The 26,061-nt window shown below is 61.3% G+C and carries 21 protein-coding genes; 11 read left to right on the top strand and 10 right to left on the bottom strand.

Annotation, left to right across the window (positions count from 1 at the left end):
- On the top strand, positions 1-278 hold a 278-nt coding region (locus G520_RS25835; protein ID WP_428829237.1), incomplete at its 5' end, for a hypothetical protein.
- A gap of 492 nt (positions 279-770) precedes the next feature.
- Positions 771-1,904: an MraY family glycosyltransferase gene (locus G520_RS22835; protein WP_051229404.1), complete on the top strand. Its 1,134-nt coding sequence runs from the start codon at positions 771-773 to the stop codon at positions 1,902-1,904.
- 45 nt (positions 1,905-1,949) lie between these two features.
- Here the strand turns inward: G520_RS22835 and G520_RS0113680 are convergent, their stop codons facing one another.
- Complete coding sequence (locus tag G520_RS0113680; protein ID WP_028536158.1) at positions 1,950-2,723, bottom strand: DeoR/GlpR family DNA-binding transcription regulator; 774 nt, start codon at positions 2,721-2,723, stop codon at positions 1,950-1,952.
- A 119-nt stretch (positions 2,724-2,842) separates the two neighbouring features.
- Between G520_RS0113680 and G520_RS0113675 the strand changes: the two genes are divergently transcribed.
- Complete coding sequence (locus tag G520_RS0113675; protein WP_169449847.1) at positions 2,843-3,733, top strand: HAD family hydrolase; 891 nt, start codon at positions 2,843-2,845, stop codon at positions 3,731-3,733.
- Between the two features lie 62 nt (positions 3,734-3,795).
- Here the strand turns inward: G520_RS0113675 and galE are convergent, their stop codons facing one another.
- The 3 genes from galE to gltB all read right to left on the bottom strand — a co-directional run bounded on the left by galE (position 3,796) and on the right by gltB (position 11,027).
- Positions 3,796-4,815, bottom strand: a complete 1,020-nt coding sequence (gene galE / locus G520_RS0113670; protein WP_028536156.1) for a UDP-glucose 4-epimerase GalE — start codon at positions 4,813-4,815, stop codon at positions 3,796-3,798.
- A 296-nt stretch (positions 4,816-5,111) separates the two neighbouring features.
- Positions 5,112-6,527 (bottom strand): FAD-dependent oxidoreductase, encoded by a 1,416-nt coding sequence (locus G520_RS0113665; protein ID WP_028536155.1) that lies wholly within the window; start codon positions 6,525-6,527, stop codon positions 5,112-5,114.
- 51 nt (positions 6,528-6,578) lie between these two features.
- The gene (gltB, locus tag G520_RS0113660) at positions 6,579-11,027 is read right to left on the bottom strand and encodes a glutamate synthase large subunit (protein ID WP_028536154.1); all 4,449 of its coding nucleotides are present in this window, start codon (positions 11,025-11,027) and stop codon (positions 6,579-6,581) included.
- A 285-nt stretch (positions 11,028-11,312) separates the two neighbouring features.
- On the opposite strand from gltB, the gene G520_RS0113655 reads away from it, so the two are divergent.
- Together G520_RS0113655 and G520_RS0113650 are read left to right on the top strand one after the other, a co-directional pair.
- Positions 11,313-12,833: a phospholipase D-like domain-containing protein gene (locus G520_RS0113655; RefSeq protein WP_028536153.1), complete on the top strand. Its 1,521-nt coding sequence runs from the start codon at positions 11,313-11,315 to the stop codon at positions 12,831-12,833.
- Positions 12,834-13,123: 290 nt separating this feature from the next.
- Positions 13,124-15,388: an arginine/lysine/ornithine decarboxylase gene (locus tag G520_RS0113650; protein WP_028536152.1), complete on the top strand. Its 2,265-nt coding sequence runs from the start codon at positions 13,124-13,126 to the stop codon at positions 15,386-15,388.
- A gap of 67 nt (positions 15,389-15,455) precedes the next feature.
- Here the strand turns inward: G520_RS0113650 and G520_RS0113645 are convergent, their stop codons facing one another.
- A complete protein-coding gene (locus G520_RS0113645; protein ID WP_028536151.1) occupies positions 15,456-16,598 on the bottom strand; it encodes a trans-sulfuration enzyme family protein in 1,143 nt (380 codons plus the stop codon).
- Between the two features lie 138 nt (positions 16,599-16,736).
- On the opposite strand from G520_RS0113645, the gene G520_RS0113640 reads away from it, so the two are divergent.
- Positions 16,737-18,488: an AMP-dependent synthetase/ligase gene (locus G520_RS0113640; RefSeq protein WP_028536150.1), complete on the top strand. Its 1,752-nt coding sequence runs from the start codon at positions 16,737-16,739 to the stop codon at positions 18,486-18,488.
- Positions 18,489-18,538: 50 nt separating this feature from the next.
- On the opposite strand, the gene G520_RS0113635 is transcribed toward G520_RS0113640, so the two are convergent.
- Entirely contained in the window at positions 18,539-19,207 is a 669-nt protein-coding gene (locus tag G520_RS0113635) for an amino acid ABC transporter permease (protein ID WP_028536149.1), read from the bottom strand.
- Positions 19,208-19,211: 4 nt separating this feature from the next.
- Entirely contained in the window at positions 19,212-19,994 is a 783-nt protein-coding gene (locus G520_RS0113630) for a transporter substrate-binding domain-containing protein (RefSeq protein WP_028536148.1), read from the bottom strand.
- Positions 19,995-20,299: 305 nt separating this feature from the next.
- Here G520_RS0113630 and G520_RS22830 point away from each other — a divergent pair, with 305 nt between their 5' ends.
- Positions 20,300-20,791: an acyl-CoA thioesterase gene (locus tag G520_RS22830; protein WP_051229402.1), complete on the top strand. Its 492-nt coding sequence runs from the start codon at positions 20,300-20,302 to the stop codon at positions 20,789-20,791.
- Entirely contained in the window at positions 20,788-21,474 is a 687-nt protein-coding gene (locus G520_RS22825; protein ID WP_084637634.1) for an enoyl-CoA hydratase/isomerase family protein, read from the top strand. Before G520_RS22830 ends, G520_RS22825 begins: the two co-directional genes overlap by 4 nt.
- 130 nt (positions 21,475-21,604) lie before the next feature.
- Here the strand turns inward: G520_RS22825 and G520_RS0113615 are convergent, their stop codons facing one another.
- Positions 21,605-22,282 (bottom strand): hypothetical protein, encoded by a 678-nt coding sequence (locus G520_RS0113615; RefSeq protein ID WP_028536147.1) that lies wholly within the window; start codon positions 22,280-22,282, stop codon positions 21,605-21,607.
- Between the two features lie 208 nt (positions 22,283-22,490).
- On the opposite strand from G520_RS0113615, the gene G520_RS0113610 reads away from it, so the two are divergent.
- Positions 22,491-23,723, top strand: coding sequence for an anion transporter (locus tag G520_RS0113610; protein ID WP_028536146.1), 1,233 nt, complete (start codon positions 22,491-22,493; stop codon positions 23,721-23,723).
- Between the two features lie 136 nt (positions 23,724-23,859).
- Here the strand turns inward: G520_RS0113610 and copD are convergent, their stop codons facing one another.
- Both copD and copC read right to left on the bottom strand, forming a co-directional pair.
- Positions 23,860-24,744: a copper homeostasis membrane protein CopD gene (gene copD, locus G520_RS0113605; protein ID WP_028536145.1), complete on the bottom strand. Its 885-nt coding sequence runs from the start codon at positions 24,742-24,744 to the stop codon at positions 23,860-23,862.
- On the bottom strand, positions 24,741-25,106 hold the full coding sequence (copC, locus tag G520_RS0113600; protein WP_028536144.1) for a copper homeostasis periplasmic binding protein CopC: 366 nt from the start codon (positions 25,104-25,106) through the stop codon (positions 24,741-24,743). Before copC ends, copD begins: the two co-directional genes overlap by 4 nt.
- A gap of 415 nt (positions 25,107-25,521) precedes the next feature.
- Here copC and cydP point away from each other — a divergent pair, with 415 nt between their 5' ends.
- Positions 25,522-25,704: a cytochrome oxidase putative small subunit CydP gene (gene cydP, locus G520_RS0113595; protein ID WP_028536143.1), complete on the top strand. Its 183-nt coding sequence runs from the start codon at positions 25,522-25,524 to the stop codon at positions 25,702-25,704.
- Positions 25,697-26,061: cytochrome ubiquinol oxidase subunit I (locus G520_RS22820; RefSeq protein WP_036666343.1), on the top strand; the 365-nt coding region annotated here is incomplete at its 3' end. The genes cydP and G520_RS22820, both read left to right, overlap by 8 nt.

Genomic DNA, 26,061 nt, shown 5'->3' with positions numbered 1-26,061 from the left:
ACTTCATAGCCCTTGTCCAGCAGGAATTCGGCCAGATAGGAGCCGTCTTGACCGGTAACGCCAGTAATGAGTGCAACTTTGTTCATGGGATTCCTAACGAGGACGATATTCTTGGAGTCAACGCACAGAGCGTTGTTCGCGAAATTTTGTCATATCCGGCAAGGCCTGCGCGGCCTGCCTTCAATACCGATACGCAAGAAGTCAGGATGAAGCCGAACTCCGACGGGATGCCAGCGCAAAATTCTCGCAGCAAACGCTTGCAGGGAAGACAGATATAGGCCGGCGCATGACGGAACCAGAAGGTTTCTGGAAGATTATTACATGTAACCATAAAAATTTGTATCGTAAAAAGACGGCTCTATGCCGACAGATGCCTATTCAAGCAGTACGCTTCATCGCCACAGCCGTTACACTCTACCCGCGGCGAGTTCCATTCCCTGCAGGCCAAGGCATGGAAGCCAGCATTGGCAAGCCTCGGTGGGGACCGGGCCGCGATCGAAAAGGCTGATTACAGAGAATTATCAACATATACTGGATTAATAGCTTTCAGACCGAGCCTGCTCGGCCAGGAAGCCCGGCATGGCCCTTTAAGGTGCAGGCTCTCTGCGATGTCAGAGGGCCGACTGTACGCTGGCTGCCATATCTCTTAAAATGAAACCGGTGACACTGGGAAATTGGATCGTGTCGGTTTATGCTGTTGTTTCAAATGTCATCGTAGGTCAGCAGCGATAGCGGCGGCGACCAAATTACTTGAAAAGTTAATAGAATTCATGCTTTCTATTTTGTTCGCAGCGCTGCTTGGGGCATTCGTTTCTGCCGTATTTTTAATCCGCTTCAACCATATTCACGCCCGTTTTTCAGCGGATTCCGATCTGGATGGGGTTCAGAAATTCCATAGCAGTCCGGTTCCGCGTATCGGGGGGATTCCGATAGCCATCGGCTTGTGTGCCGGCAATGCGGTACTCGGCTACAAGCTACAGGACAGTACCGGCTGGCTTCTGCTGCTGTCGTCGCTGCCGGCATTCGGCTCCGGCCTGCTCGAAGACGTGACTAAACGTGTCGGGCCCATGCCGCGCTTGCTGGCGACCTTTCTCGCAGCGTTTCTCGGGTTCTATCTGCTAAGGGCCAGCCTGACCAGGCTCGACCTCCCGATACTGGACAGCATGCTGGCCTTCTGGCCGGTCTCGCTGCTGGTAACCGTGGTCGCGGTTGGCGGCGTCGCTCATGCCATCAACATCATCGACGGGTACAACGGCCTGTCCGGAATGGTTTGCATGTTCGTGTTTCTGGCGATAGGATACGTCGCCTTCAAGGTTGGCGATGCGGCCTTGCTGGGATTAAGTTTTGCCATGATCGGCTCCCTGACGGGCTTCCTGGTATGGAACTATCCACGAGGGCTGATCTTTGCCGGCGATGGCGGCGCTTATCTGGTCGGCTTCATCATCGCCGAGATGTCGGTACTACTGGTGGCACGCCATCACGAGGTTTCACCCTGGTTTCCGTTGCTGATTGTCATTTATCCCGTATTTGAGACCCTGTTCTCGATCTATCGCAAGCGCTTCCTGCGTGGCATTTCTCCGGGGATTCCGGACGGTTTACACCTGCATATGCTGGTCTACCGTCGTTTGGTGCGCTGGATGGTAGGCTCCGCCGCCGTCGAACACAGAACCCGCCGCAACAGCCTGACCTCGCCCTATCTGTGGGTACTGTCCTCGTTGTCGGTCATTCCTGCGATATTGTTCTGGAATGACACTCCAGCGCTCATGGCCTGCGTCGTGCTGTTCATCCTGATCTATCTTTCGCTTTACCGGATGATCATTCGCTTCAAATCGCCGAACTGGCTGGTAATGAAACGCAGCCACTCCCGTACCTGCAGCGCTTCCCGCCACAGCAGAAACAAGTAATCCCGCAGCAGCCCCCTGCTACGGGACCGTATACGGCAAAACGGCTCAGGCTTCCGTCACGATGACCTCGACCCCGGCTTGCCGCATCCGCCCCAACTGCTCCTCGTCGGCGTCAACCGCAACCACCATTTGGGCAATCTCCGCCAGCGGCGCGATGAAATAAGGGGCTGCCGTTCCCAGCTTTTCCGTAGTCACCACAGCGACAATGGAACCGCAGCCTGCCACCAGTGCCCGCTTGAATGCAGCATCTTCCGCCCCCACGCTTCCGATGCCGGCTTCGACATCGATTGAACAAATACCCAGAAAACACAGATCCGGCCGCATGCGCTGCAACTCCTGCAGTGCCCCTGCTCCTAGCGTCCCCCCGACCGCATGGTCGAGTTGGCCGCCGATCACGAGCACTCGAACATCCTCGCGTTCGATCAGGGCCGCGGCAATGGCAGGAGCGTTAGTCGCAACCGTCAGTCCGAGATCGCGAGGCAGGGCGCGCGCCACCGCCAGATTCGTGCTGCTGGCATCGAGAAACACCAGTTGCCCCGGCCGCACAAGCAAGGCCGCCGCTCTTGCCAGCATTTCCTTGCGCTCAACGTTGACGGCGCTACGCGCGGCAATATTGACCGGCGTCGTCGTCATGGAAATGGCACCACCATACACGCGCTGGCACACCCCGGCGGCGGCCAGTTCGCGCAAGTCGCGACGTACCGAATCCTCCGATACGCCAAAGAGAATGGCGAGTTCAGCCGCCAGTACACGCCCATCACGCAGCAGGCGCTCTCGAATCAGCACGTGCCGATCGGCCGGCAACGCTACGCGGGACATGAATCGTTCTTTTCGCTGGTCGAGGCTCATGGCTACCCTAGATGATCACACCAGGAGCAATCGTGCACAAACATGCAATAGTTGTCAAATGCTCCCCATTCCACTTGGTAATGAGCGTGATGAAAATCATAATCATTGACGGAAGGGGGGGCATGGCGCATATTTGTGCATGTTTATGCGTGATCTATACACGCGCCATTCATACGGAAAACACCATGTATCAATTTGTCGCAACGGACCTGGACGGTACGCTGCTGAACGAAGACAAGACCATCGACGACCTCACTGCACAGACCTTCCAGGCGCTGGCCGCCAAGGGACTGACACTGATCGTCGCCACCGGTCGACATCATGTTGAAGCCAAACATGTCCGCAGCCGACTCGGAACCGGGACCTTCCTCGCTGCATCGAATGGAGCCCGCATCTACGCACCGGACGACAGCTTGATTTTCTCGGCCGATATCGAGCCTGAGCTGGTGCGCGCTCTGGCGCAGGAAGAGTTCACCGCAGGCACCCGCCTTTGCCTCTACCATGACGACGGCTGCATGATTTCACTGGATGCGCCCGAGTTTAGCGAACGACATACGGAATTTACCTATTTGCGCCGCGACCTGCCCTTGATCGACGGCGAAGGTATCAGCAAGATGCTGTTCTTCGGCGACAGCCACGCGCGTCTGCGCCAGTTGGCGGCACGCATGCAAGAGCGCTTCCCCGGCAAAATCGCCACCACTTTCGCCGATCTGCACTGCCTCGAAGTCATGGCTGCCGACGTATCAAAGGGGAGCGCAATTCGCTACCTGGCTTCCCGCCTTAATCTTAAACTTGAGCACGGCATCGCTTTCGGCGACAGTCTCAACGACGTGGAGATGCTCAAGACGGTCGGGACACCTTTCCTGATGGGCAACGCCAACGAACAAGCCGCCAAGCAACTGCCTGGCATCGATCGCGTGGCCAGTAACGAAGAATCAGGCGTCGCACGGCAACTGCGCCACCTGTTCAGAATGGTTTGACTATCGTACGACACTAGCGCCCGCGCCGACGAAGCTATCATCGCCGGCGCGGGCGCGATTCATCAATCGGCAGGGTAGCCGTCCGGATTCGCCTGCTGCCAGCGCCAGCTGTCTCGACACATCGCCTCAAGATCGTGGCGCGCTTCCCAGCGCAATACGCGGCGGGCCAATTCGGGGTCGGCATAACAGCAAGCAATATCCCCAGCCCGCCTCGCGGTAATACGATACGGAATCGAACGCCCGCTGACCCGTGAAAATGCTTTAACCATATCCAGTACCGAATATCCGCAGCCAGTACCGATATTGATAGCCAGGATGCCATCCATCTGATCAAGAGCAGACAGCATCTTGACGTGAGCATCGGCCAAGTCGACGACATGAATGTAGTCGCGAACGCCAGTCCCATCCGGAGTCGGGTAATCGCCACCGAATATTGCCAATTGTTCGAGCTTGCCCACGGCAACTTGGCTGATATATGGCATCAGGTTATTCGGACGCCCATTGGGGTCTTCGCCTACCATCCCGCTTTCATGTGCCCCAACCGGATTGAAATAACGGAGCAGCCCGACACGCCATCCTTCCTCTGCGGCAACGATATCCCTGAGCATTGTTTCCATGATGTGTTTGCTGCGTCCGTAGGGATTCGTCGGCTGGAGAGGGAAATTCTCAGAAATAGGAACCGCGTGCGGATCGCCATACACCGTCGCCGACGAACTGAAAACCAGTTTTCGCACGTCGGCATCGCGCATCGCCTGAAGAACGTTCAAGGTCCCACTGATATTATTGTCATAATAGCGCAGCGGGTCGGCGACCGACTCACCAACGGCCTTGAGACCGGCAAAATGGATGACGGCATCGATGGTATGGCGTGCAAAAAGGCTATCGAGAAGCGCCCGATCCCGGATATCGCCCTCATAAAAGACAGGGGCGCTCGCGCAGATTTTTTCCACTCGGCGCAGGGCTTCCGGCTTGCTATTGCTGAAATTATCGAGAGCAACAACATCGTATCCTGCTTTGAATAATTCAATACAGGTATGAGTCCCGATATAGCCGGCAGCTCCAGTGACTAAGATAGTTTTCATCTCGACTTTTCTATATTAAAACGATGGCAATCGCTGAAGCACAGCAACAGGCTGAGCGGCTTCCCGCCGGCAACAGCGGGAATCACACTCACCGCCTGGAAGTGGCAGGCCGCATCGTAGCTTGATTATATAACCATATGCATACCGGATGAATGCCAGATTGGAGCCTGGCCAAGACGCATTCTCTGGCATCCTCTACTTGCGGCACAGGCGCTCGTCATCTCCAAGCGCCAGGAACCGCCCCAAAAAAAGCCGGGAGCACACGCTCCCGGCTTTTCGTTCGACCCGCCAGTGAATCACCAGACCTGCAGATACTCCAGCATGCCCGCGGCCGCTTCGCGCCCTTCGAACACGGCCCGCACCACCAGATCCGCACCGCGGACCATGTCGCCGCCGGCGAACACGCGCGGATTGGTGGTCTGGTACTTGTAGCGTCCCTGCGCCGGCGCGATCGTACGTCCGCCATCCTGGCTGGCGATGCCTTGCCGTTCATACCACTCGGGCGCGGCGGCCTGGAAGCCGAAAGCGACGATCACGTGATCGCAGACGATGCGTTGCTCGCTTCCGGGGACGATCTCGGCACGACGGCGGCCCTTGCCATCGGCAGCGCCCAGGCGCGTTTCGGCCAGCACCAGTTCCAGGCTGCCATCGGCATTGCGCAAAATCTGCTGCGGCTGGCGGTTCCACAGAAACTCGACCCCCTCCTCGCGCGCATTCGCGACTTCGCGGCGCGAACCCGGCATGTTCTCTTCGTCGCGGCGGTAGGCGCAAATCACCTCGCGCGCGCCCTGGCGAATCGACGTCCGGTTGCAGTCCATGGCGGTGTCGCCGCCTCCGAGCACCACCACGCGCTTGTCTTTCATCGACAGCGCGGCTTCGCCTGCGGGCAGGGTTTCCAGATGCTGGCGCACGGTATTGATCAGAAAAGGCAGCGCTTCGAGCACGCCAGGCAGATCCTCGCCGTCGAAACCGCCACGCATGAAGCGATAGGCGCCCATGCCGAGGAAGACCGCGTCGTAGCCGGCCAGCAGCTGTTCGATCTGCACATCGCGGCCGATCTCGGTATTGAGGCGGAATTCGACGCCCATTCCTTCCATGATCTCGCGCCGACGGCGCACGACATCCTTCTCGAGCTTGAATTCGGGAATGCCGAAAGTCAGCAGGCCGCCTATTTCTTCATAGCGGTCATACACCACCGCTTGCACGCCGTTGCGCACCAGGATATCGGCACAGGCCAGACCGGCCGGGCCGGCACCGACGATGGCGACTTTCTTGCCGGTCTTGACCACATGCGACAGATCGGGACGCCAGCCCGCCTTATAAGCCTCATCGGTAATGTACTTCTCGACCGATCCGATGGTGACGGCGCCGAAGCCCCCCTGATTGAGGGTACAGGCGCCTTCGCACAAGCGGTCCTGCGGGCAGACGCGGCCGCAGATTTCCGGCAGCGAGTTGGTTTTGTGCGACAGATCGGCCGCCTCGAACAAGCGTCCTTCCTGCACGAGCTTCAACCAGTTCGGAATGTAGTTGTGAACCGGACATTCCCACTCGCAATAGGGGTTGCCGCAGCCGAGGCAACGGTCGGCCTGGTCGGCGGCTTCGCCCGATGCCAGGGGCTGATAGATTTCAGTGAACTGCACTTTGCGCAGCACCGCCTCGGTCTTTTCACCGGGGTTGCGCGGCAGCTTCATGAATTGGAATACGTCGCTCATTGTTCTCACCTGTCTGTGGGAGCAGGGAGCAGCCTGCCCCCCATTTATCTCTCAATCCTTCAGCAGATCTTCCAGCTTGGCCGCCTTGGGCTTGACCAGCCAGAAATACGGCAAGAAGTCGTCGAAGTTTTCCAGCATGTCGCGGCCGACGCTGGAGCCGGTCAGTTCCACATGGTGCGCGATCTTTTCCAGCAGGAAAGCGCGGTACTGCCCCATGGACTCGCCATTGATCAAGTGGATATCCACCAGCTCGTTGTTATAGCGGTAGGCAAACTTTTCGCTGCGGTCGTAGACCAGGGCGAAACCGCCGGTCATGCCGGCGCCGAAGTTGTAGCCGGTGTCGCCCAGTACGATGACGCAGCCGCCTGTCATGTATTCGCAGCAGTGGTCGCCCGCGCCTTCGATCACGGCCAGCGCGCCGGAGTTGCGCACGCCGAAACGCTCGCCGGCAAGGCCGGCGGCGTACAGCTGGCCGCCGGTTGCGCCATAGAGACAGGTGTTGCCGATAATGATCGCGTCATTCGAACGATAGCTGGCGTTCTTGGGCGGATAAATCGCCAGACGCCCGCCGGCCATGCCCTTGCCCACGTAGTCGTTGGCATCGCCTTCCAGTTCCAGCGACAGGCCCGGCGCGTTCCAGACGCCGAAGCTCTGACCGGCCGAGCCGGTGAACTTGACTGTCAGGCAGCCGTCGGGCAGACCCGCCGCACCATGGCGGCGCGCGATCTCGCCCGACAAGCGTGCCCCGATCGAGCGGTTGACGTTGGCGATCGGATACTCGAGATGCAGCATCTGGCGGTTGCAGATCGCGTCCAGCGCATCGGCCAGCATCGCTTCGGCGAATTCGCCGCGGTCGAACGACGGATTGGACTCGCTCACGCAGAAACGGGGCTCGCTGTCGGGAATACCGCCCTGGCTGATCAGGGAATCGAGCACCAGGCGACGCTGCTTGTCACTGTCGCCTTCGAGCAGTTCCAGCAGGTCGAGACGACCGATCAGCTCTTCCATGCTCGCGACGCCGAGCCGAGCCATCCATTCGCGGGTTTCGCGCGCGATGAACAGGAAATAGTTCATCACCATTTCCGGCAGGCCGATGAAGTACTTCGAGCGCAGCTTCATTTCTTGCGTGGCCACGCCGGTCGCGCAATTGTTCAGGTGGCAGATGCGCAAGTATTTGCAGCCCAGCGCGACCATGGGGCCGGTACCGAAGCCGAAGCTCTCGGCGCCGAGAATGGCCGCCTTGATCACGTCGAGGCCGGTTTTCAGGCCGCCGTCCGTCTGCATGCGCACGCGACCGCGCAAACCGTTGGCACGCAGCACCTGCTGCGCTTCGGTCAGGCCGAGCTCCCACGGCGACCCCGCATACTTGACCGAGGTCAGCGGCGAGGCGCCGGTGCCGCCGTCGTAGCCTGAGATGGTGATCAGGTCGGCATAGGCCTTGGCCACGCCGGCCGCCACCGTACCGACGCCCGGTTCGGACACCAGCTTGACCGACACCAGCGCGGTCGGGTTGACCTGTTTCAGGTCGAAAATCAGCTGCGCCAGGTCTTCGATCGAATAAATGTCATGATGCGGCGGCGGCGAAATCAGGCTGATGCCAGGCTTGGAGCAACGCAGGCGCGCGATCAGCGGCGAGACCTTGTCGCCGGGCAGCTGTCCGCCCTCGCCCGGCTTCGCGCCCTGCGCCACCTTGATCTGCAACACGTCGGCGTTGACCAGATAGTGCGGGGTCACGCCGAAGCGGCCGGATGCCACCTGCTTGATGCGCGACATCTTCTCGGTGCCATAGCGTTCCGGGTCTTCGCCACCCTCGCCCGAGTTGGACCGGCCGCCCAGCCGGTTCATGGCGATGGACAGCGCTTCGTGCGCCTCGGGCGACAAGGCACCCAGCGACATGCCGGCCGAATCGAAGCGTTTGACTATGCTTTCGACCGCCTCGACCGAGTCGATGTCGAGCGGCGTCGCGGCGAGCTTCACCTGCATCAGGTCGCGGAACATCGCCACCGGGCGCTTGTTCACGTAATCGGCGTAGACCTGGTAGGCCTCGTAGTCGCCGTTCTGCACGGCCTTTTGCAGTTGCATCACCACATCGGGGTTATAGGCGTGGTATTCCTCGCCATGCACATATTTTAACAAGCCGCCCTGAGACATCTCCCGCATCGGATTGAAAGCGAAACGCGACTGTTTTTCCTGATCGCTAGCAAAGTCGTCGAAACTGGAGCCCGAGATGCGGCTGACCGTGCCCTTGAGGCACAGATCGATCACTTCCTCGTGAATGCCGACCGCCTCGAACAGTTGCGAGCCGCGATAGGAGGCCACCGTGGAGATGCCCATCTTGGACAGCACCTTGAGCAGGCCCTTGTTGATGCCCTTGCGGTAATGCTGGAGGGCATCGGCAACCTTGCCCGCGACTTCGCCGTTATTGACCATCTCGATGATGCACTGGTAGGCGAGATAGGGGTAGATCGCGGTCGCGCCATAGCCGATCAGGCAGGCGATCTGGTGTGCATCGCGCGCGGTGCCGGTTTCGACCAGGATATTCGTCTTGCAGCGCAGGCCGGCATCGATCAGCGCGTGATGCACGGCGCCCGTGGCGAACAGGGCATGGATGGGCAGGCGATCCTGGCTGATGGTGCGATCGGACAGCACCACGATCACAGTCCCTTCGCTCACCGCCTCGACCACCAGGTGCGCGAGTCGCTCGATGGCCGACTTGAGGTCGGTTTCGCGCGGGTCGTAGCACAGATCGAAGGTCGTCGACTTGAGGAAGTCTTCCGGGCGCGAGATCACGCGCAGGAACTTCTCGCGCGACAGCACCGGCGAGCGCACTTCCAGCCGGCGCGCGTGTTCGGCGCTCTCGATGAACATATTGCGTTCCGGGCCGAACACGGTATTGAGCGACATCACGACCGCTTCGCGGATCGGGTCGATCGGAGGGTTCGTCACTTGCGCGAATTGCTGACGCAGGTAGTCGAAGGGCGAGCGCACTTTTTGCGACAGGACCGCCATCGGGGTATCGTCGCCCATCGAACCGACCGGCTCCTGCCCCGCCTCGGCCAGTACGCGCAACACGTGTTCGCGTTCTTCCTGGCTCACGCCGTACAGCTTTTGGTAGATGCGCAGCTGCTCGCGCGGCATCGGCTCGACGCCGTTGTCATCCTCGCTGGACAGCTCCAGATAGCGGGCGCTTTCCTTGATCCACTGGCGGTAAGGCTTGGCGCTCTTGAGCTGGGCGTCGATATCTTCCGGCATCAGCAGTTCGCCGGTAGAGAGGTCCGCGGCGAACAATTGGCCGGGCTTGACGCGCCCCTTGCGCACCACGTCTTCGGGGCGGTATTCCCACACCCCGACTTCGGACGCGATGGTCAGGATATTGTCGCGGGTCAGCACCCAGCGTGCCGGGCGCAAGCCGTTGCGGTCGAGCAGGCAGGCGGCATAGCGGCCATCGGTCAGCACGATCCCGGCCGGACCGTCCCACGACTCCATATGCATGGAGTTGAACTCATAGAAGGCGCGCAGGTCTTTGTCCGTGGTATCCACGTTCTGCCATGCCGGCGGCACCAGCAGGCGCAGCGCACGGAACAACCCGATGCCGCCCATCAGCAGGCCTTCGAGCATATTGTCCAGACTCATCGAGTCCGAACCGTCGGTCTGCACGATAGGGCGTACGCTTTCCATGTCCAGATGCGGCGACTCCATGATCCGTTCGCGCGCACGCGACCAGTGCCGGTTGCCCTGGACGGTGTTGATTTCGCCGTTGTGGGCGAGGAAGCGGAACGGCTGGGCAAGCTTCCACTGCGGCCAGGTATTGGTCGAGAAGCGCTGGTGGAATACGGCCAGGCTGGACGCGAAACGTTCGTCTTTCAGGTCGAGGAAAAAATGCGGGAGGTTCTCCGGCGTCACCAGGCCCTTGTATGACAGAGTATGTGGCGACAGCGTCGGCAGGTAGAACGAGGGGTCGTGCGCGACACTGGCCTTCTCGGCCTGACGGCGTCCCATATACAGACGGCGCTGGAAGGTCAGTTCGTCCATGCCGAAAGGACAGTTGACGAAGACCTGCACGATCGCCGGCAAGGTCTTGAGCGCATACTCGCCACAGGCCGCACTGTCGACCGGAACGACGCGGAAACCGGCGACTTCCAGTTCCTGCGCCTCGAGATACTCGCGCAGGCGGTCCAGGCTCGCCTTGCCGATAACCGGATCGGCACTGTGGAATACCAGCCCGGCTGCATAGACCGACTTCAGCGCAATGCCGGCCTCCCCTGCCACCGCGCGCAGGAAACCATCCGGTTTCTTGAACAGCAGGCCGCAACCGTCGCCCGACTTGCCGTCGGCGGCGACGGCGCCGCGGTGCGTAAGGCGGGCCAGAGAAGCGATCGCGGTCTCTACGATCCAGTGGCTGGGTTTGTCGTCGAGCTGCGTGATCAGACCGAAGCCGCAGCTGTCCTGTTCAAAATTCTGGCGGTATAGCGTACCCTCGAGCCAGCGTTGTCTGTCCATTGTGATTGCCCTGCTTATAATTGATATGAGTCCTTTGATTCTAAAGGCAAGAATGGCACTGCCGCAACCGATTATTTGCCTTATCGATTTTCCAGAAAAAACATTTACTTAAACCCGTTTTTTAGCAATTTTCGGCCACTTTGGGGAGAATTCATGAAGCCTTTTCTCACTGTCATGCGTCAAGAGTCTTGTCGTTTAGCTGAGTCAAGAGCCTTGTCTCAATCGCAGACCCCGCTTTTTCTGCGATATTCGCTCCCTTTCACGCCACTCTGACGGGACTCCGCCATGCGCTCCCAGCGACAGACCCCCTCCGCGATCGACCTGATCCGTCAAATGGCTGGCCAGGCATTTTCGCGCAGTGCCGGTGCACCGCTGACCAGCGGCAACGCGGTCGAGTTGCTATTCGACAGCAACGAGAATTTTCCGGCCTGGCTCTCGGCGCTGGGCTCGGCACGGCACTCGATCATGATCGAGATGTATTTGTTCGCCAACGACGACTTCGGCCGTCAGGTCCGTGCGCTGCTGATCGAACGCGCGCGCGCCGGCGTCCACGTTTATCTGTTGTACGACTGGCTGGGATCGCTTGGCGCGCATTTGTCCGGATTTTTCGCGCCTTTGCGCCAGGCCGGTGCCGAGGTGCGCGCTTTCCATCCCCCCAGCATCGGCACCGGCATCGACCTGCTCGGCCGCGACCATCGCAAGTTGATCGTAGTGGACGGCGAATGCGCGTTCATTTCCGGCCTGTGCATCAGCTCGCGCTGGCAGGGCGCCCCCGGGCAGGGCGTTCCGCCGTGGCGCGACAGCGGCGTGCGCCTGAACGGACCGGTGGTCGCCGACACGGTCGCCGCCTTTGTCGACAGCTGGGCGGTCGCCGGTCCGCCACTGGACGAAAAAGCGGCGATCCGCGCCATACCCGAGACCTGCGGCGACGTGGCGGCCCGCCTGATCGCGACCACGCCGGCCACAGCGCACATGATGCGGCTCGACTTGCTGATCGCCAGCTTCGCGCGCCAGAGCCTGTGGCTGACCGACGCCTACTTCGTCGGAACCAGCCTCTATCTGACGGCACTGAAGCAGGCCGCGCGCGACGGCGTCGATGTGAGGCTGCTGGTTCCGCGCTCGAGTGACATCAGCCTGGTCGCGGCCCTGTCGCGCACCCTGTATCGCCCGCTGCTGGAAGCGGGCGTGCGGGTTTTCGAATGGAATGGGCCGATGATCCACGCCAAGACGGCGGTGGCCGACGGTCGTTGGGCCCGCATAGGATCGACGAATCTGAATATCTCGAGCTGGCTCGCCAACCGCGAGCTCGATATCGCACTGGAAGACGAGGGCTGCGCCACGACCCTGGCCAATCGCTTCCTCGCCGACCTGGACAATGCGACCGAGGTGGTATTGATCGGGCAGCGCCGCCTGCCCGGGCTGACACGCCCACGCGGCCGCAACCATCCTCCGCTGCTGTCTGCCGTCGCGGGCGGCACCGCGCTCGGCGCTTCCGCCGCCGCCCGCCAGGCGGCACGCATCAGCGATGCGCTCGGCGCCGTGGTGCGCGGGACCCGCACCATAGACGCGAGCGAGGCAACGGCGTTCCTCAGCATCGGGCTGGTGCTGCTGGCGGCATCGCTCGCATGCGCGATCTTTCCCTATCTGGTCGCCGCGCCCCTGGCTGCCGTGCTCGGGCTGGGCGGAATCAGCGTGGTATGGCGCGCGCTCGGGCTGCAACTGGCGAAGCGGCGAAAAAAACAACACCCGCCCGCCCCCGATGCCGCGGTCCCCCCCTCCGAACCGCCACCGCCGCCGCCCTTTTAAAACAGCCATTTAGCGCGAGCGCTGACGGCACCTTGCCGCTTCGGACAGCCACAGATGAAATGTACATGACAGCGGGGGGCGGTTTTTTTTTATCAACGCCCCACAATGGCGCCAAAAGGTCTAAAATTCGCGCGTTTATCGAGGTCGTGTTCGCGTCGGCGGGCACACTCATTGTGACTAACGTCGCGCCGCAAGGTAGTCCCTTTCTGCCCCATCGCGCTCTCCCTCCCGAGTTGCCGGACCGGTGTCCGGCTGCCGCCGCGGGAGGCTTTCCCCAAAGGGATGATGTAATGCGTTTTCAATTTCCCATCGTCATAATCGACGAGGATTTCCGTACGGAAAATACCAGTGGCTCGGGCATCCGCGAGCTCGCCACGGCAATCGAGAACCAGGGCGTCGGTGTCATCGGCTACACCAGTTATGGCGATTTAACATCGTTTGCGCAGCAGCAGAGTCGTGCCGCGAGCTTTATCGTCTCCATCGACGATGAAGAGTTCAGCACCGAAGACAGCGCTGATGAGGTACTGGGCAATCTGTACGCCTTTCTGGCCGAAATCAGGCGGCGCAACCCCGATATCCCGGTCTATCTGTACGGTGAGACCCGCACCTCGCGCCATATCCCGAACGATGTGTTGCGCGAACTGCGCGGCTTCATCCACATGCATGAGGACACACCGGACTTCGTCGCGCGCCACATCATCCGCGAGGCCCGTTCCTACCTCGACAGCCTGGCGCCGCCTTTTTTCCGCGCGCTGGTCGACTATGCCAACGACGGTTCCTATTCCTGGCACTGCCCCGGCCACTCCGGCGGCGTCGCCTTTCTCAAGAGCCCGGTCGGGCAGATGTTCCATCAGTTCTTCGGCGAAAACATGCTGCGCGCCGACGTCTGCAACGCAGTGGACGAACTCGGCCAGCTGCTCGACCATACCGGCCCGGTCGAGGCCAGCGAGCGCAATGCAGCCCGCATTTTCAAGGCTGACCACCTGTTCTTCGTCACCAATGGCACGTCGACCTCGAACAAGATCGTCTGGCATTCGACCGTGGCCGCCGGCGACATCGTGATCGTCGACCGCAATTGCCACAAATCCAATCTGCACGCGATCATGATGACCGGGGCGATCCCGGTGTTCCTGACACCGACCCGCAACCATTACGGCATCATCGGCCCGATTCCGAAATCCGAATTCGCCCCGGAAACGATACGCCGCAAAATCATGGCTAACCCGTTCGCGCGCGAGGTCATGGAAAAAAACCCGAACGCGAAACCGCGGATACTGACTCTTACTCAGTCGACCTACGACGGTATCTTGTATAACGTCGAACAGATCAAGGAATTGCTCGACGGCGAGATGGACTCCCTGCACTTCGACGAAGCCTGGATTCCGCACGCGACTTTCCACGACTTCTATCAGAATTTCCACGCCATCGGCGAGGGTCGGCCGCGCTGCAAGGACTCGATGGTGTTTGCGACCCAGTCGACGCATAAATTGCTGGCCGGACTATCGCAAGCATCGCAGATCCTGGTACAAGACCCGGAGAACCGCAAACTCGACCGCCATGCCTTCAACGAGGCGTATCTGATGCACACCTCGACCAGCCCGCAATACGCGATCATCGCCAGTTGCGATGTCGCGGCGGCGATGATGGAAGCGCCGGGCGGAACCGCGCTGGTCGAAGAATCATTGCTCGAGGCGCTGGATTTCCGTCGCGCGATGCGCCAGGTGGACGAGGCGTATGGTCGCGACTGGTGGTTCCAGGTATGGGGACCGGACGAGCTGTCGGACGACGGCATTTGCGACCCGGAGGAATGGACCTTGCGTCCGGGCGACCTTTGGCACGGCTTCGGCGAGGTGGAAGATGGCTTCAACCTGCTCGACCCGATCAAGACCACGCTGCTGACGCCGGGGCTGGCCGTCGATGGTTCTTTCGACGAGATGGGCATTCCCGCTGCGATCGTGACCAAGTTCCTGGCCGAGCATGGCGTTGTGGTGGAAAAAACGGGGCTCTACTCGTTCTTCATCATGTTCACCATCGGCATCACCAAAGGCCGCTGGAACACGCTAGTCGCACTGCTGCAGCACTTCAAGGATCATTACGACAAAAACCTGCCGCTTTATCGCATCATGCCGCAGTTCGTCGCGCGCCAGCCGCGCTACGAGCAGACCGGCTTGCGCGACCTGTGCCAGGAGGTGCATGAAGTCTACCGTCGCCACGATATCGCCCGACTGACGACGGAAATGTATCTGTCGGAAATGGAACCGGCGATGAGGCCGGCCGATGCGTTTACCTGCATGGCGCATCGCGACATCGAGCGCGTGCCGGTCGACGAGCTCGAAGGCCGCGTCACCGCCGTGATGCTGACCCCGTATCCGCCGGGCATCCCGCTGCTGGTGCCGGGGGAACGCTTCAACAAGACCATCGTCGACTACCTGCGTTTTGTCGAAACGTTCAATCGCGAACTGCCCGGCTTCGAAACCGATGTGCACGGCCTGATCGGCGAAGATCGCGCGGGCGGCAAAGTCTACGGCGTGGACTGCGTCGCCGGACGGCACTGAACGCAAGGCAAGGCGATCCCCTGCGCGTGAACGGCCCCGGCCGTCCCTGCGCAGGGGATTTTCCGTTTCAGGCCAGGGCCTGTTCCAGATCGGCCAGCAGGTCGTCGGCATCCTCTACGCCGAGCGACAAGCGCAGCAGCCCCTTGCGGATGCCAAGGGCCGCCTTGTGCTCGGGCGGCATCGCACCATGCGACATGGTGTAAGAATGGTTGATCAGCGATTCGACCCCGCCCAGCGACTCGGCCAGGGCAAAATAGCGCAGCCGCTCGGCGACTCTCGAAGCGGCCTCGAAACTGTCGTCCTTCAGGTAGAAAGACACGATGCCGCCCATGCGCCGCATCTGCCGGAGCGCCAGCGCGTGGCCGGGGTGCCCGGCCAGCCCCGGGAAGAAGACTTTTTCCACCGCGGGATGGCCGTCCAGCCAGCCGGCAACGCGTTCGGCGTTGTCGCAATGCCGGTCCATGCGCAGGTGCAGGGTCTTGATGCCGCGCAGGGTCAAAAAGCAATCCTGCGGCCCCGGCACGGCGCCGGCCGATTTCTGGATGAAGTGGATCGCCTGCTGCAAAGCTTCATCGTCGACCGCGACCAGTCCGAGCAGCACATCGGAGTGTCCGCCCAGGTATTTGGTCGCCGAGTGCACGACGATATCGGCCCCCAGGGTGATCGGATTCTGCAGATAGGGCGTCGCAAAGGTATTGTCGACCGCGACCCGTACCCCGGCCGCATGCGCCAGTTCGGACAGCGCCGCGATATCGACCAGCCCCAGCAGGGGGTTGCTCGGCGTTTCCAGCCACAACAGACGGACTTTTTCGTTGAGCAAGGGCGTCAGCGAAGCAGGGGCGCTCAGATCGGCAAACGTAACCTTGATCCCGATGGCGGTCATGACCTGGGTCAGCAAACGGTAGGCGCCGCCATACAGATCGGCCACGGCCACCACCTCGTCGCCCGGTTTGAGCGTGGCCCGCAAGACGGCATCGATGGCCGCCATCCCGCTGCTGAAGGCGAGGCCAAAGCGCGCGTTTTCCAACGCCGCCAGGCAACGCTCGAGGGCATCGCGCGTCGGCTGGCTGACACGGGCATAGCTGAAAGGCAATTCTTCCCCGATATGCTGGTGCGAGAAACACGAAGTTTGATAGATCGGCGGCATCACCGCACGATTATGCTCATTGGAGTCGTAGCCGCTATGTACGGTCCTGGTGGCGAATTTCATCTGTTTCCCCTGCGGATTCCACGTTCGATTTATCTTCGACGCGCCGCTTGATCGCAAACAAGCAACGGCCGTGCTTATTTCTTTACAGTGAGGCACTTTCACGATAATGTGCGGCGTTTCCCAGCCCGAACTCCATACATGAAGTCCGAACGCGCCTTTGATTTCCTGTTCAACCAGCTCGAGCGCCAGCCGCGCCACGATTGCCTATGCGAAAAATCCGGAAACCGCTGGCGGATACTGTCGACGCAAGCGACAGTGGACAGGGTCAATGGCCTGAGCCGGGGGCTGCTGGGCCTGGGGCTGCAACGCGGTGACCATGTCGCCATCGCGGCCGACAATTGCGTGGAATGGGTCTGCCTCGATCTGGCCCTGCAGCAGATAGGAGCCATCAGCGTTCCGCTCTATCCAACCTGCACGCCGGAAGATGCACGCTATATCCTCAAGCATGCCGAGGTCAAGCTGGCCTTCGCCGGCTCCTTGCCGCTGTGGCGCAAAATGGCAGAGGCACTCGATGGCTGCTGCCCGCTCTATGCCTTCGTCGATCTGCCCGACACCCCCGGCATGGAAGCTCTGCTGCATATCGGCGCCGGCGTGCCGGAGCAGGCACTCGCCAACTGCCGCGACCAGGTCGGCAGCGACGATGTCTTCACCATTATCTATACCTCGGGCACGACCGGCCGCGCCAAGGGCGTCATGCTCAGCCACCGCAACGTGGTCAGCACCGTAGAATCGGTCACCGAGCACACCGGCCTGCCTTTCGGGCGCTGTCGAGCGCTGAGCTTCCTGCCGCTGTCGCATATCTTCGAGCGCGCCGGCGTCCTGTACTATCTGAACACGGCCACCGCCGTCTATTTCAGCACGGTCGAAGGCCTCTCCTCGGCACTGGCTGAAATCCGGCCGCATACCTTCAGCGCGGTTCCCAGGGTTCTGGAACGGGTCTATGACAAGCTGATAGCCAAGGCCGCCACGCTCAGTCCCCTGCGCCGGCGCATCTACCGCTGGGCGCTCGCATTGGCCGAAGACTTTCAGCCCGGCGCCGATCGCGGCATCGGCTATGCGCTCAAGTTCGCTCTGGCGAAAAAGCTGGTGTTCTCGAAATGGCATGCCGCGATGGGCGGGGAGCTCGCCTGGGTCAATGTCGGTTCGGCCGCGCTGCAGCCGCGGCTGGCACGCTTGTTCTGGGCCGCCGGCATCGTCGTCAGCGAAGGCTACGGCATGACCGAGGCGTCCCCCGTGATCAGCGCCAATCCTTTCAACGCGCAGCGCGTGCGCATCGGGACGGTGGGCATCGCCATGCCGGGTGTCGAGATCGCCTTTGCCGAGGATGGCGAAATACTGGCTCGCGGTCCCAACATCATGGTCGGTTATTACAAAGACCCCGAACAGACCGCCGACGTCCTGCGCGATGGCTGGCTGCACACTGGCGATATCGGCGTCATCGAAGATGGCTACCTGCGCATCACCGACCGCAAGAAGGAAATGTTCAAGACCAGCAACGGCAAATACATCGCGCCGCAACGGATCGAGAACAAGCTGAAAGAATCGGCCTTCATCGACCAGGTCATGATCGTAGGCGACGGTCAGCGCTGCCCGGGAGCCCTGATCGTGCCGTTGTTCGAAAAATTGCGCGAATGGTGCCTCGAACAGAATATCGCGTACAGCTGCGACCGGGAGATGGCGCTGCACCCGCGCATCGTGGAACTGATCGACCGTGAAATCCGTCGTTTCAACGCCCACTTCGGACATTGGGAGCATGTGCGCAAATTTGCGCTGCTACCCGAACCCTGGTGCGTCGAGCGAGGCGAACTCGCACCAACGCTCAAGCTGCGCCGCAAAGTCATCACCCAGCATTGCCACCATGTCATCGAAGGGATGTTTGCCGCGAACTGAAGGCGACGGGCGCCATCGGGGCCGCGCACACAGGGGCGGCCCCGCCGTCCTTACGCCGGATTGCGGCTGTACGCCGCCGCCAACCGCCCCTCGACGTGCTTCTGCAGCCGCTCGAAGACAAAACCGAGTATCCAGTAAATCACGGCAGCCATCAGATACAGCGGCAAAGGCTGGAACGTTTGCGCGATCACATCCTTGGTGGCCAGCATCAACTCTGTCACCGTGATCACCGACACCAGCGAGGTGTCCTTGATCAGACTGATCAGGCTGTTGGACAAGCTGGGCACCGACAATCGCAAAGCCTGCGGGGCGATCACGAAGCGCATGCAGCGCCACCACCCTAGCCCCAGCGACAAGCCGGCATCCCACTGCCCACGATCGACGCCGGCGATTCCGCCGCGCAGACTTTCGGACAGATAGGCCGCCACATTCAGCGTCAGCGCCAGAATGCCGGCCGGTACCGGGTCGAGCTCGATCCCGACTCCCGGCAAACCGTAGTAGATCACGAAAATCTGCACCAGCAACGGAGTGCCGCGCATCGCACTGACGTAAAACGCGGCCAGCTGGCTTGCCAGCGGCACCCGCGCAATGCGCAGCAAAGCCACGACAAAGCCCAGAGCCAGGCCGAGCACCATGGCGACCAGTGCGAACATCAGGGTATACGCGGTCCCCTTGAGCAAGACCGGCAGGGCGAGCCGCAACAATTCGGTCAGGCTCATACGCTTACTTGGCGCCGCGCGGAGGCTTGGAGACGTCGATGCCGAACCACTTCAGCGAAATCTTGCGGAAACTTCCGTCGGCGAAACTGGCCGCCAGCGCCTGGTCGAGCGCGGCCTTGAACTTCGGATTGTTCCTGGCAAACGGAATCCCCATCGCCGCCACATCGCCCACCGGCGCGCCGGCCTTCAGCGGCAGCCGCGATTCTTTCACCGCAAACGGGATCATCAAACTATCGTTGAGCGCCGCATCGAGGCGGCCGGCAGCCAGATCCTGCAGATACTCGGGCGCCCCAGGATAGGTCTTGACCGCGATTCCCGGCACGCTCTTGACCATATCGGCATAGTTGCTGCCCTGGCCTACGCCGACGGTCTTGCCCTTGAGTTCATCCAGGCTCTTGAAGCGGCGGCTGTCGTTCTTGCGTACGATCAGCTGCGCGCTCGAATAGGTATACGGCACGCTGAAATCGAAGGTTTGCTTGCGCACGGCGGTCACGCCGACCTGATTGATGACGACATCGAATTTTCCGGCCTGCAGGCCCGCCAGCAGACCGCTCCACTCGCCGGTGGTGAACTCGGCTTTCACATGCAGCCGACGTGCCACTTCGCGAGCGATATCGACTTCAAAGCCGGTCAGCTGCTGGTTGGCATCCTTGAAGTTGAAGGGAGGGTAAGTGCCTTCCATCGCGATCTTAAGCGTTCCGCGCTGCTTGACGGTATCGAGCAGATCGGCGGCCAGGGCCTGGCTGGTCAGCGCGGCCAGGGCAAGGGAAGCCAGCAGCGTCTTCATATGATTATTCCTTTTGTTTATATAACTAAGTTTTATAACTTATCCCCGGAATATAGCAGGCTACCCAAGCGCTGCCAAGTCGGGCGCCTGCGCTGTCGGCGGCGGCACGCCAGCGTCAGGGCCGCGCCTTCGCCCTGCATTTCGGTGAACAGCGCGGCGGCGGCGGCCTCATCGCCATCGCTCCCGGCGGCATCGTTTCATGCGAACCGTGTCGCTTCCCGGTCCAGGCAGTTCAACAAATCAAACGTTTGTTCTATACTCGGTCGACACTCACACCGGATCACCCGCAGCGAGAGGAGTCGACCATGGAAACGTTCCGTCACACCATAGAAGTCCGCTGGGCGGACTGCGACGCCAACCACCATGCCCGCCACAGTGCCTACGCAGATTTTTGCACCCACGTCCGCGTCGAGTGGTTGCGTGTCCATGGCTTCGGTTTCGATCAGTTCCAGACCCTGGCTTTCGGACCGGTCATTTTTCAGGAGTCGACCGAGTATCTGAAAGAGGTCAGGATGAACGAACGCATCCAGATCACGGTCCGCACCGCCGCACTGTCCGCCGATGGCAGCCGCTACCGGATCCGGCACGATGTATTCAAGGAAGATGGCCGCCTCGCAGCCCGCCATGAAATCAGCGGCGCATGGATGGATCTCCGGGCGCGCAAGCTGATACCGCCTCCCGCCGCGCTGGCGGCGATTTTCGACACACTGGAACGGACAGAAGATTACCAGGGGCTCGCCCAGCAAGCCTGCCGAACAGACCAGGCCCCTGAACGGGCCGCCACCGGAGCGACATGATGAGCGCACTCCACCTTGAACACAGAAACGATGTCTACATCCTGCATTTCGACCATGGCGCCCGGAACAACACCCTCGACGACGCGGTAGTCGACGAGTTCAACGCGGCCCTCGACCAGATCGAGGGCACGACCGGCAATGCCGCACTGTTGATCACCAGCGACGATGCCAAGTTCTGGTGCAACGGCATCGACCTCGACTACATCAAGACGCGAGGCATGAGCTACCTCGTCACGCATTTCGTCCATCGCCTCGACCAGTTGCTGCTGCGCCTCGCCTTGCTGGACCTGCCCACGGTGGCCAGCATCGGAGGCCATGCCTACGGTGGTGGCGCCCTGCTCGCGAGCGCCTGCGATTTCAGGACGATGCGCTCCGACCGCGGTTACTTCTGTTTTCCGGAAGTCGACATTCGCTTGCCCTTCACCGACATCATGACCCGGATAGTCGAGTTGCTGCCCGACGAGCGTGCACGACGCGAGCTGGCGCTGACGGGGCGGCCGATGGGCGGAGCGGAAGCGGCGGCCCGCGGCGTGGTCGATGCCGCCTTCGGCGCTGAGGACTTGTTCGAACATGCGTTCGCAATGGCCGCCACGCTGGCGGGCAAGGACAGGGCGACCTATGCCGCAATCAAACACGCTCTGCGGCGCTCGCTGCACCCGCTGCTGGACCCCGCGCGACGTTAAGCGCGGCGCGCACGAGCGCAAGGCCTCTTGCCATCGCCGGACGGCTCAAGACCCTGCACGGTCATCGTCACGCGATGACGGTGAAGAAGAGCGCCCCCCGGCCCTGGCGGAGTCGACGCCGCCGCGGCGGCTATTCGAACACGCCTTGCGCGCCCAGGAAAAAACGACGCTCGTTGGTGTTCAGACGCTTTACGCGCGCCACCTGGATGCGCGCGCCGGCCGACGACTTCAAGGCCGCGCCTGGCGTATGCTCGAGCCAGTGGTCGGCGGTAGAGCTCGGATAATCGATCCCGAGCCCGGCCGCGACATCCGGCCCGGTCGCCAGGCCATGCTGGAACGCCAGCAGCAGCGACATGGCGGCCTGGTGACAATTGCCAGGAACATAGAACAGCCCGTAGCGGCGCTCATAAATGAATGGGCGCTCCAGATCGGCCTGCGGCAGGGCCACCGGCATGGACATATGGCAGTCGCACATTGCCGCCCACTGCGCTTCGCTGAAGGGTCCGTTCAAGCCGCTCGCGGCCTGGTGCGCGTGCGTGGCCTGGTGCTTGACCCCGAGCAGGAAGCCCTGCCACGCCGATTCGAGCAGGATCTGCTCGTAGTCGCCTCCGCTCGCGCGGCGCATATCGACGATGCCCGCTTCGTCGAACGTCAGTCCGAAGCGTGAAGGTGCGAGCTGACACATTGCCTCGAAAGCCGACCGCATTGCGTCCTGCGCGCCCGCCTTCTCCCCTGCCGCCTGCGTGTTCCCGGTTTGCAAACTCGCGTAGGCGCTCTCCAGCATCCTGCGTGCACTGTCCTTGTCCATCTCGAATTCCTTGCCCTAGTCTTAAGCGGAACCCTGCGTACCGCCATAATGGCGATCGCATAATTCCAATTTAAGCACGGGGATGGCTGCGCCGCCACAAAGGATGAACGCCCCCTCACCCGCGCAGGGGCGCGGAAGAAGCCGTTTTATTCCCGGCATGCCGAGTCTGTGGCAGCATGGGGGGCTTCACAGCCTCTCGCGACACGCCATGACCGAACTGATCGTCATCATCTTTACCGTGGTCTACCTGGGAATGATTCTGGGCGGCCTGCCGTTTCTGCAACTCGACCGCACCGGCATCGCCTTGCTCGGGACCATTGCTCTGGTCGCCACCAAGGCAGTCAGCCTGGAGGAGGCCGCGCAGTCGGTACATCTGCCGACCCTGATTCTGCTATTCGCCTTCATGGTGGTCTCGGCCCAGATGCGGCTCGGCGGCTTCTACGATGGACTGACACGCTGGCTGGCCGGCTTGCGGCTGACGCCGCCACTGCTGCTTGGCGCGCTGATTATGACGGTCGCCGCGCTGTCGGCTGTTTTCAGCAACGACATCGTCTGCCTTGCCGTGGCTCCGGTGCTGATCGATGCCTGCCGCAGCCGGGGCCTGCCCGCGCGGCCCTTTCTGCTGGCGCTGGCCTGTGGCGCCAATATCGGATCGGCGGCCACCCTGATCGGCAACCCGCAAAACATGCTGATAGGCGAGATACTGCATCTGCCCTTTACCGGCTATATGCTGGAAGCGGCCTTGCCGGTCGGGCTGGCGCTGGCGGCGACCTGGGGACTCGTGCTGCTGTTGACGCGGTCGCCCGCGGCCGAGCACGCCTCGGCAGCCGATGTCACCGTACAGGAAGAGAGCGTCGCCCTCGACAGCTGGCAAACGTTCAAGGGGCTGGCGGTCGCCTTGACCATCGTCGCCTGTTTTCTGTTCACCGACTGGCCGCACGAAGTGGTTGCCCTGATCGGCGCCGGGGTGCTGCTAACCAGTCGCCGCCTGCATTCGCGCCAGATGCTCGGCCTGGTCGACTGGGAACTGCTGGTCCTGTTCATCGGCCTGTTCGTCGTCAATCACGCCCTGCAGAAAACCGGCCTGCCCGCGCATATGGTCGCCGCACTCGGCAACGCGGGCATCCCGCTCCAACACTTCGCACCGCTGGTCGCGACGACCTTCGTCCTGTCCAATATCGTTTCCAACGTGCCCGCCGTCATGCTGCTGCTGCCCAGCGTCAGCCACGCGCTGGCCGGCCCGACGCTGGCCCTGATCAGCACCCTGGCGGGCAACCTGTTCATCGTCGGCAGCGTCGCCAACATCATCGTGGTCGATGCCGCCGAACGCCGTGGCATCCCCATAGGCTGGCGCGCGCATGCCCGTGTCGGCATCCCGGTGACCATCGTGTCGCTCGCCATCGCCATCCTGTATCTGGCGGTACGCTGGCACGCTGGCTAGCCAGCGCGCCCTCCATGCGAAAAACAGCGGGCACAGAGAGCGCGGCCCGTCGTTGCGGATGCCTGTCGTCGGGGGCTGGCCGCGACCGGGCCGATGAGCGACGCAAGCCCCTCCTCTCGGAGAGGGGGCACCCGTTTTAACCGGGATCGAGCATGCCAAAACCTGCTACGGCCAAAACGGCCATCAGCGACAAGACGACCTCAGCCTGGACTCCCCGGTAAAAATAGTGTGAAGCGGACGTTGAATGGCGCATGCGCGGCACCAAAACGTAGCGATTCACAATCGCCAGCAGCACCATCGCCGCGACAACGGCGACTTTGACCGCCAGGAAACGCAGATAGGGAGAGGTCCAGAGCAGGGAGAATCGGCCTGTGATTGTCAGGACATTCACTACGCCGCTCAGTACCACGATCACAACCACCCCATGCCCGGCGGTAGAAAAACGTATCAACGCCTTCTGTGCAGGCAGCGCCTGCTCGGGCACCTGCAGACAAGCCAGCAGGCAAGCGACCACCGGTAGCGCTCCGAACCAGGCTCCAGCAGCGAGCACGTGAATGACATCGTTGGCCTGATGCGCCAGTCCCCTCCCCCCTTCGCCCATCGCCGCATGGCCCGTCACAGCCAGGCTGGCCAGCAGCCATGCCGTGACCACTGCCGTCCACTGGGGAACAAATCGGGAGGACCGACACGCTAGAAGTAATAAGACGGCACATCCAGCAACCTGGCACCACCAGGCCATCCCTATCGTCGTCTGGCCTGCAACACTTGCAAGCATGGCCAGGTCCATCGCATCGGACCAGCCTGCGCCGACGATCGCGGTATGGACCGGTAGCGAAAGGAGGGTTGCGGCCATCGTGCCCAGAACGGCAGTCCGCCGCCATCCTGCCAAACGTTGCCATATGCCCCTGCGCAATTCGCCAGGCACCAGGGTCGTAAGAAAGATCGTCGCCCCCCACAGAAACAGAACAGCCCCGTCAAAAACGAAACGGCACAGCAAAAGCCAGTTCAGGGGTGCACTCACGGGGCGACAGTAAAGCCGTACGACCCATTTGTTTTGTGGCCATCGACGGAGAGGGCATGCCAATCCACCTTGTATGCGCCGGGAAGCAGCTTACCGACCGGCGCGACCATCAGCACCCGGCCTCCATCCATCAGCATCGATTCGCCCAGTGCGACTTCTTTTCTGTCCGGCCCCGTCACCTTGATGCCACTGAACTTGGGATTCAGGCTCTCGGAAAATGTCAGGTTAAACGCAGTAGGCGCCGAGACCACGGCCTTGTCTGCAGGCTCGGCCAGATTGAGGTGCGCATGCGCCCAGACTTGCCCCGATAGCAGCAGGCAAGCACTCGCGGCAAGAATTGCAAAGCGGATAAAACGTAGCATCGTGGTTCCTTTTTCTAAAATTGGCTGCGCAGGGCAATGATGGTGTATCCATGTACTCAAGACAATCCTGGCGGCTGAGTGAAGAAACCCGCCATGGCGGTCATGTGTTCCCGTCATTTGACGGCCCCGGTTTGCTCCGACGCCGCCACTTTCCAGGCGGGGCAAAGAATACGCCGTCTCCCGCTACGCATCGCACGCCCTTGCCGACAGGTCGAATTGACCGATACGAATGCGATTCAATACGCATGGGTGCGACACTTTGTCGCAGGACGTTTACAACAGCAAACAGTAGGCTTGTGCTCGATGTCTTGTTTCAGTGCAGTCTTAATCAAGAAAAATGACATCCCGGCCCTTGCCATGGAAGGGTACGTTACGGCTTTACGACGCCGCTGCAGGAATAAAAGGGAGGGAACCTATGCGTTTCCACGACCGCTACCGCAAAGAAATCGTCGGAGTCCTGGTGATCAAGCTGGTTCTGATCATCGTCATCAAGCAGGTCTGGTTTACAGACCGGCCACCGGTAAACGGGGATACCGTGGCACAGCAGTTGTTGACGTCCGGGGCCCAGACGGCTGAGCAAAGGAAATCTCATGATTGATTCATTAGTCGATCTGTCGCGACTACAATTCGCCGTTACCGCACTCTATCACTTCCTTTTCGTCCCGCTCACCCTGGGGATGGTCTGGATCCTGGTCATCATGGAGTCGGTCTACGTCATAACCCGCAACCCGATCTACAAGGACATGACCCGCTTCTGGGGCAAGTTGTTCGGGATCAATTTCGCCCTCGGGGTCACCACCGGCATCACCATGGAGTTCCAGTTCGGCACCAACTGGGCCTACTACTCGCATTACGTGGGCGATATCTTCGGGGCTCCGCTCGCGATCGAAGGGCTGATGGCCTTCTTCCTCGAGTCCACCTTCATCGGCCTGTTCTTCTTCGCCTGGGACAAACT

The sequence above is a fragment of the Paludibacterium yongneupense DSM 18731 genome, assembly GCF_000422925.1.
Taxonomy (GTDB): domain Bacteria; phylum Pseudomonadota; class Gammaproteobacteria; order Burkholderiales; family Chromobacteriaceae; genus Paludibacterium; species Paludibacterium yongneupense.
This window is presented reverse-complemented; position numbering and strand designations above follow the sequence as displayed.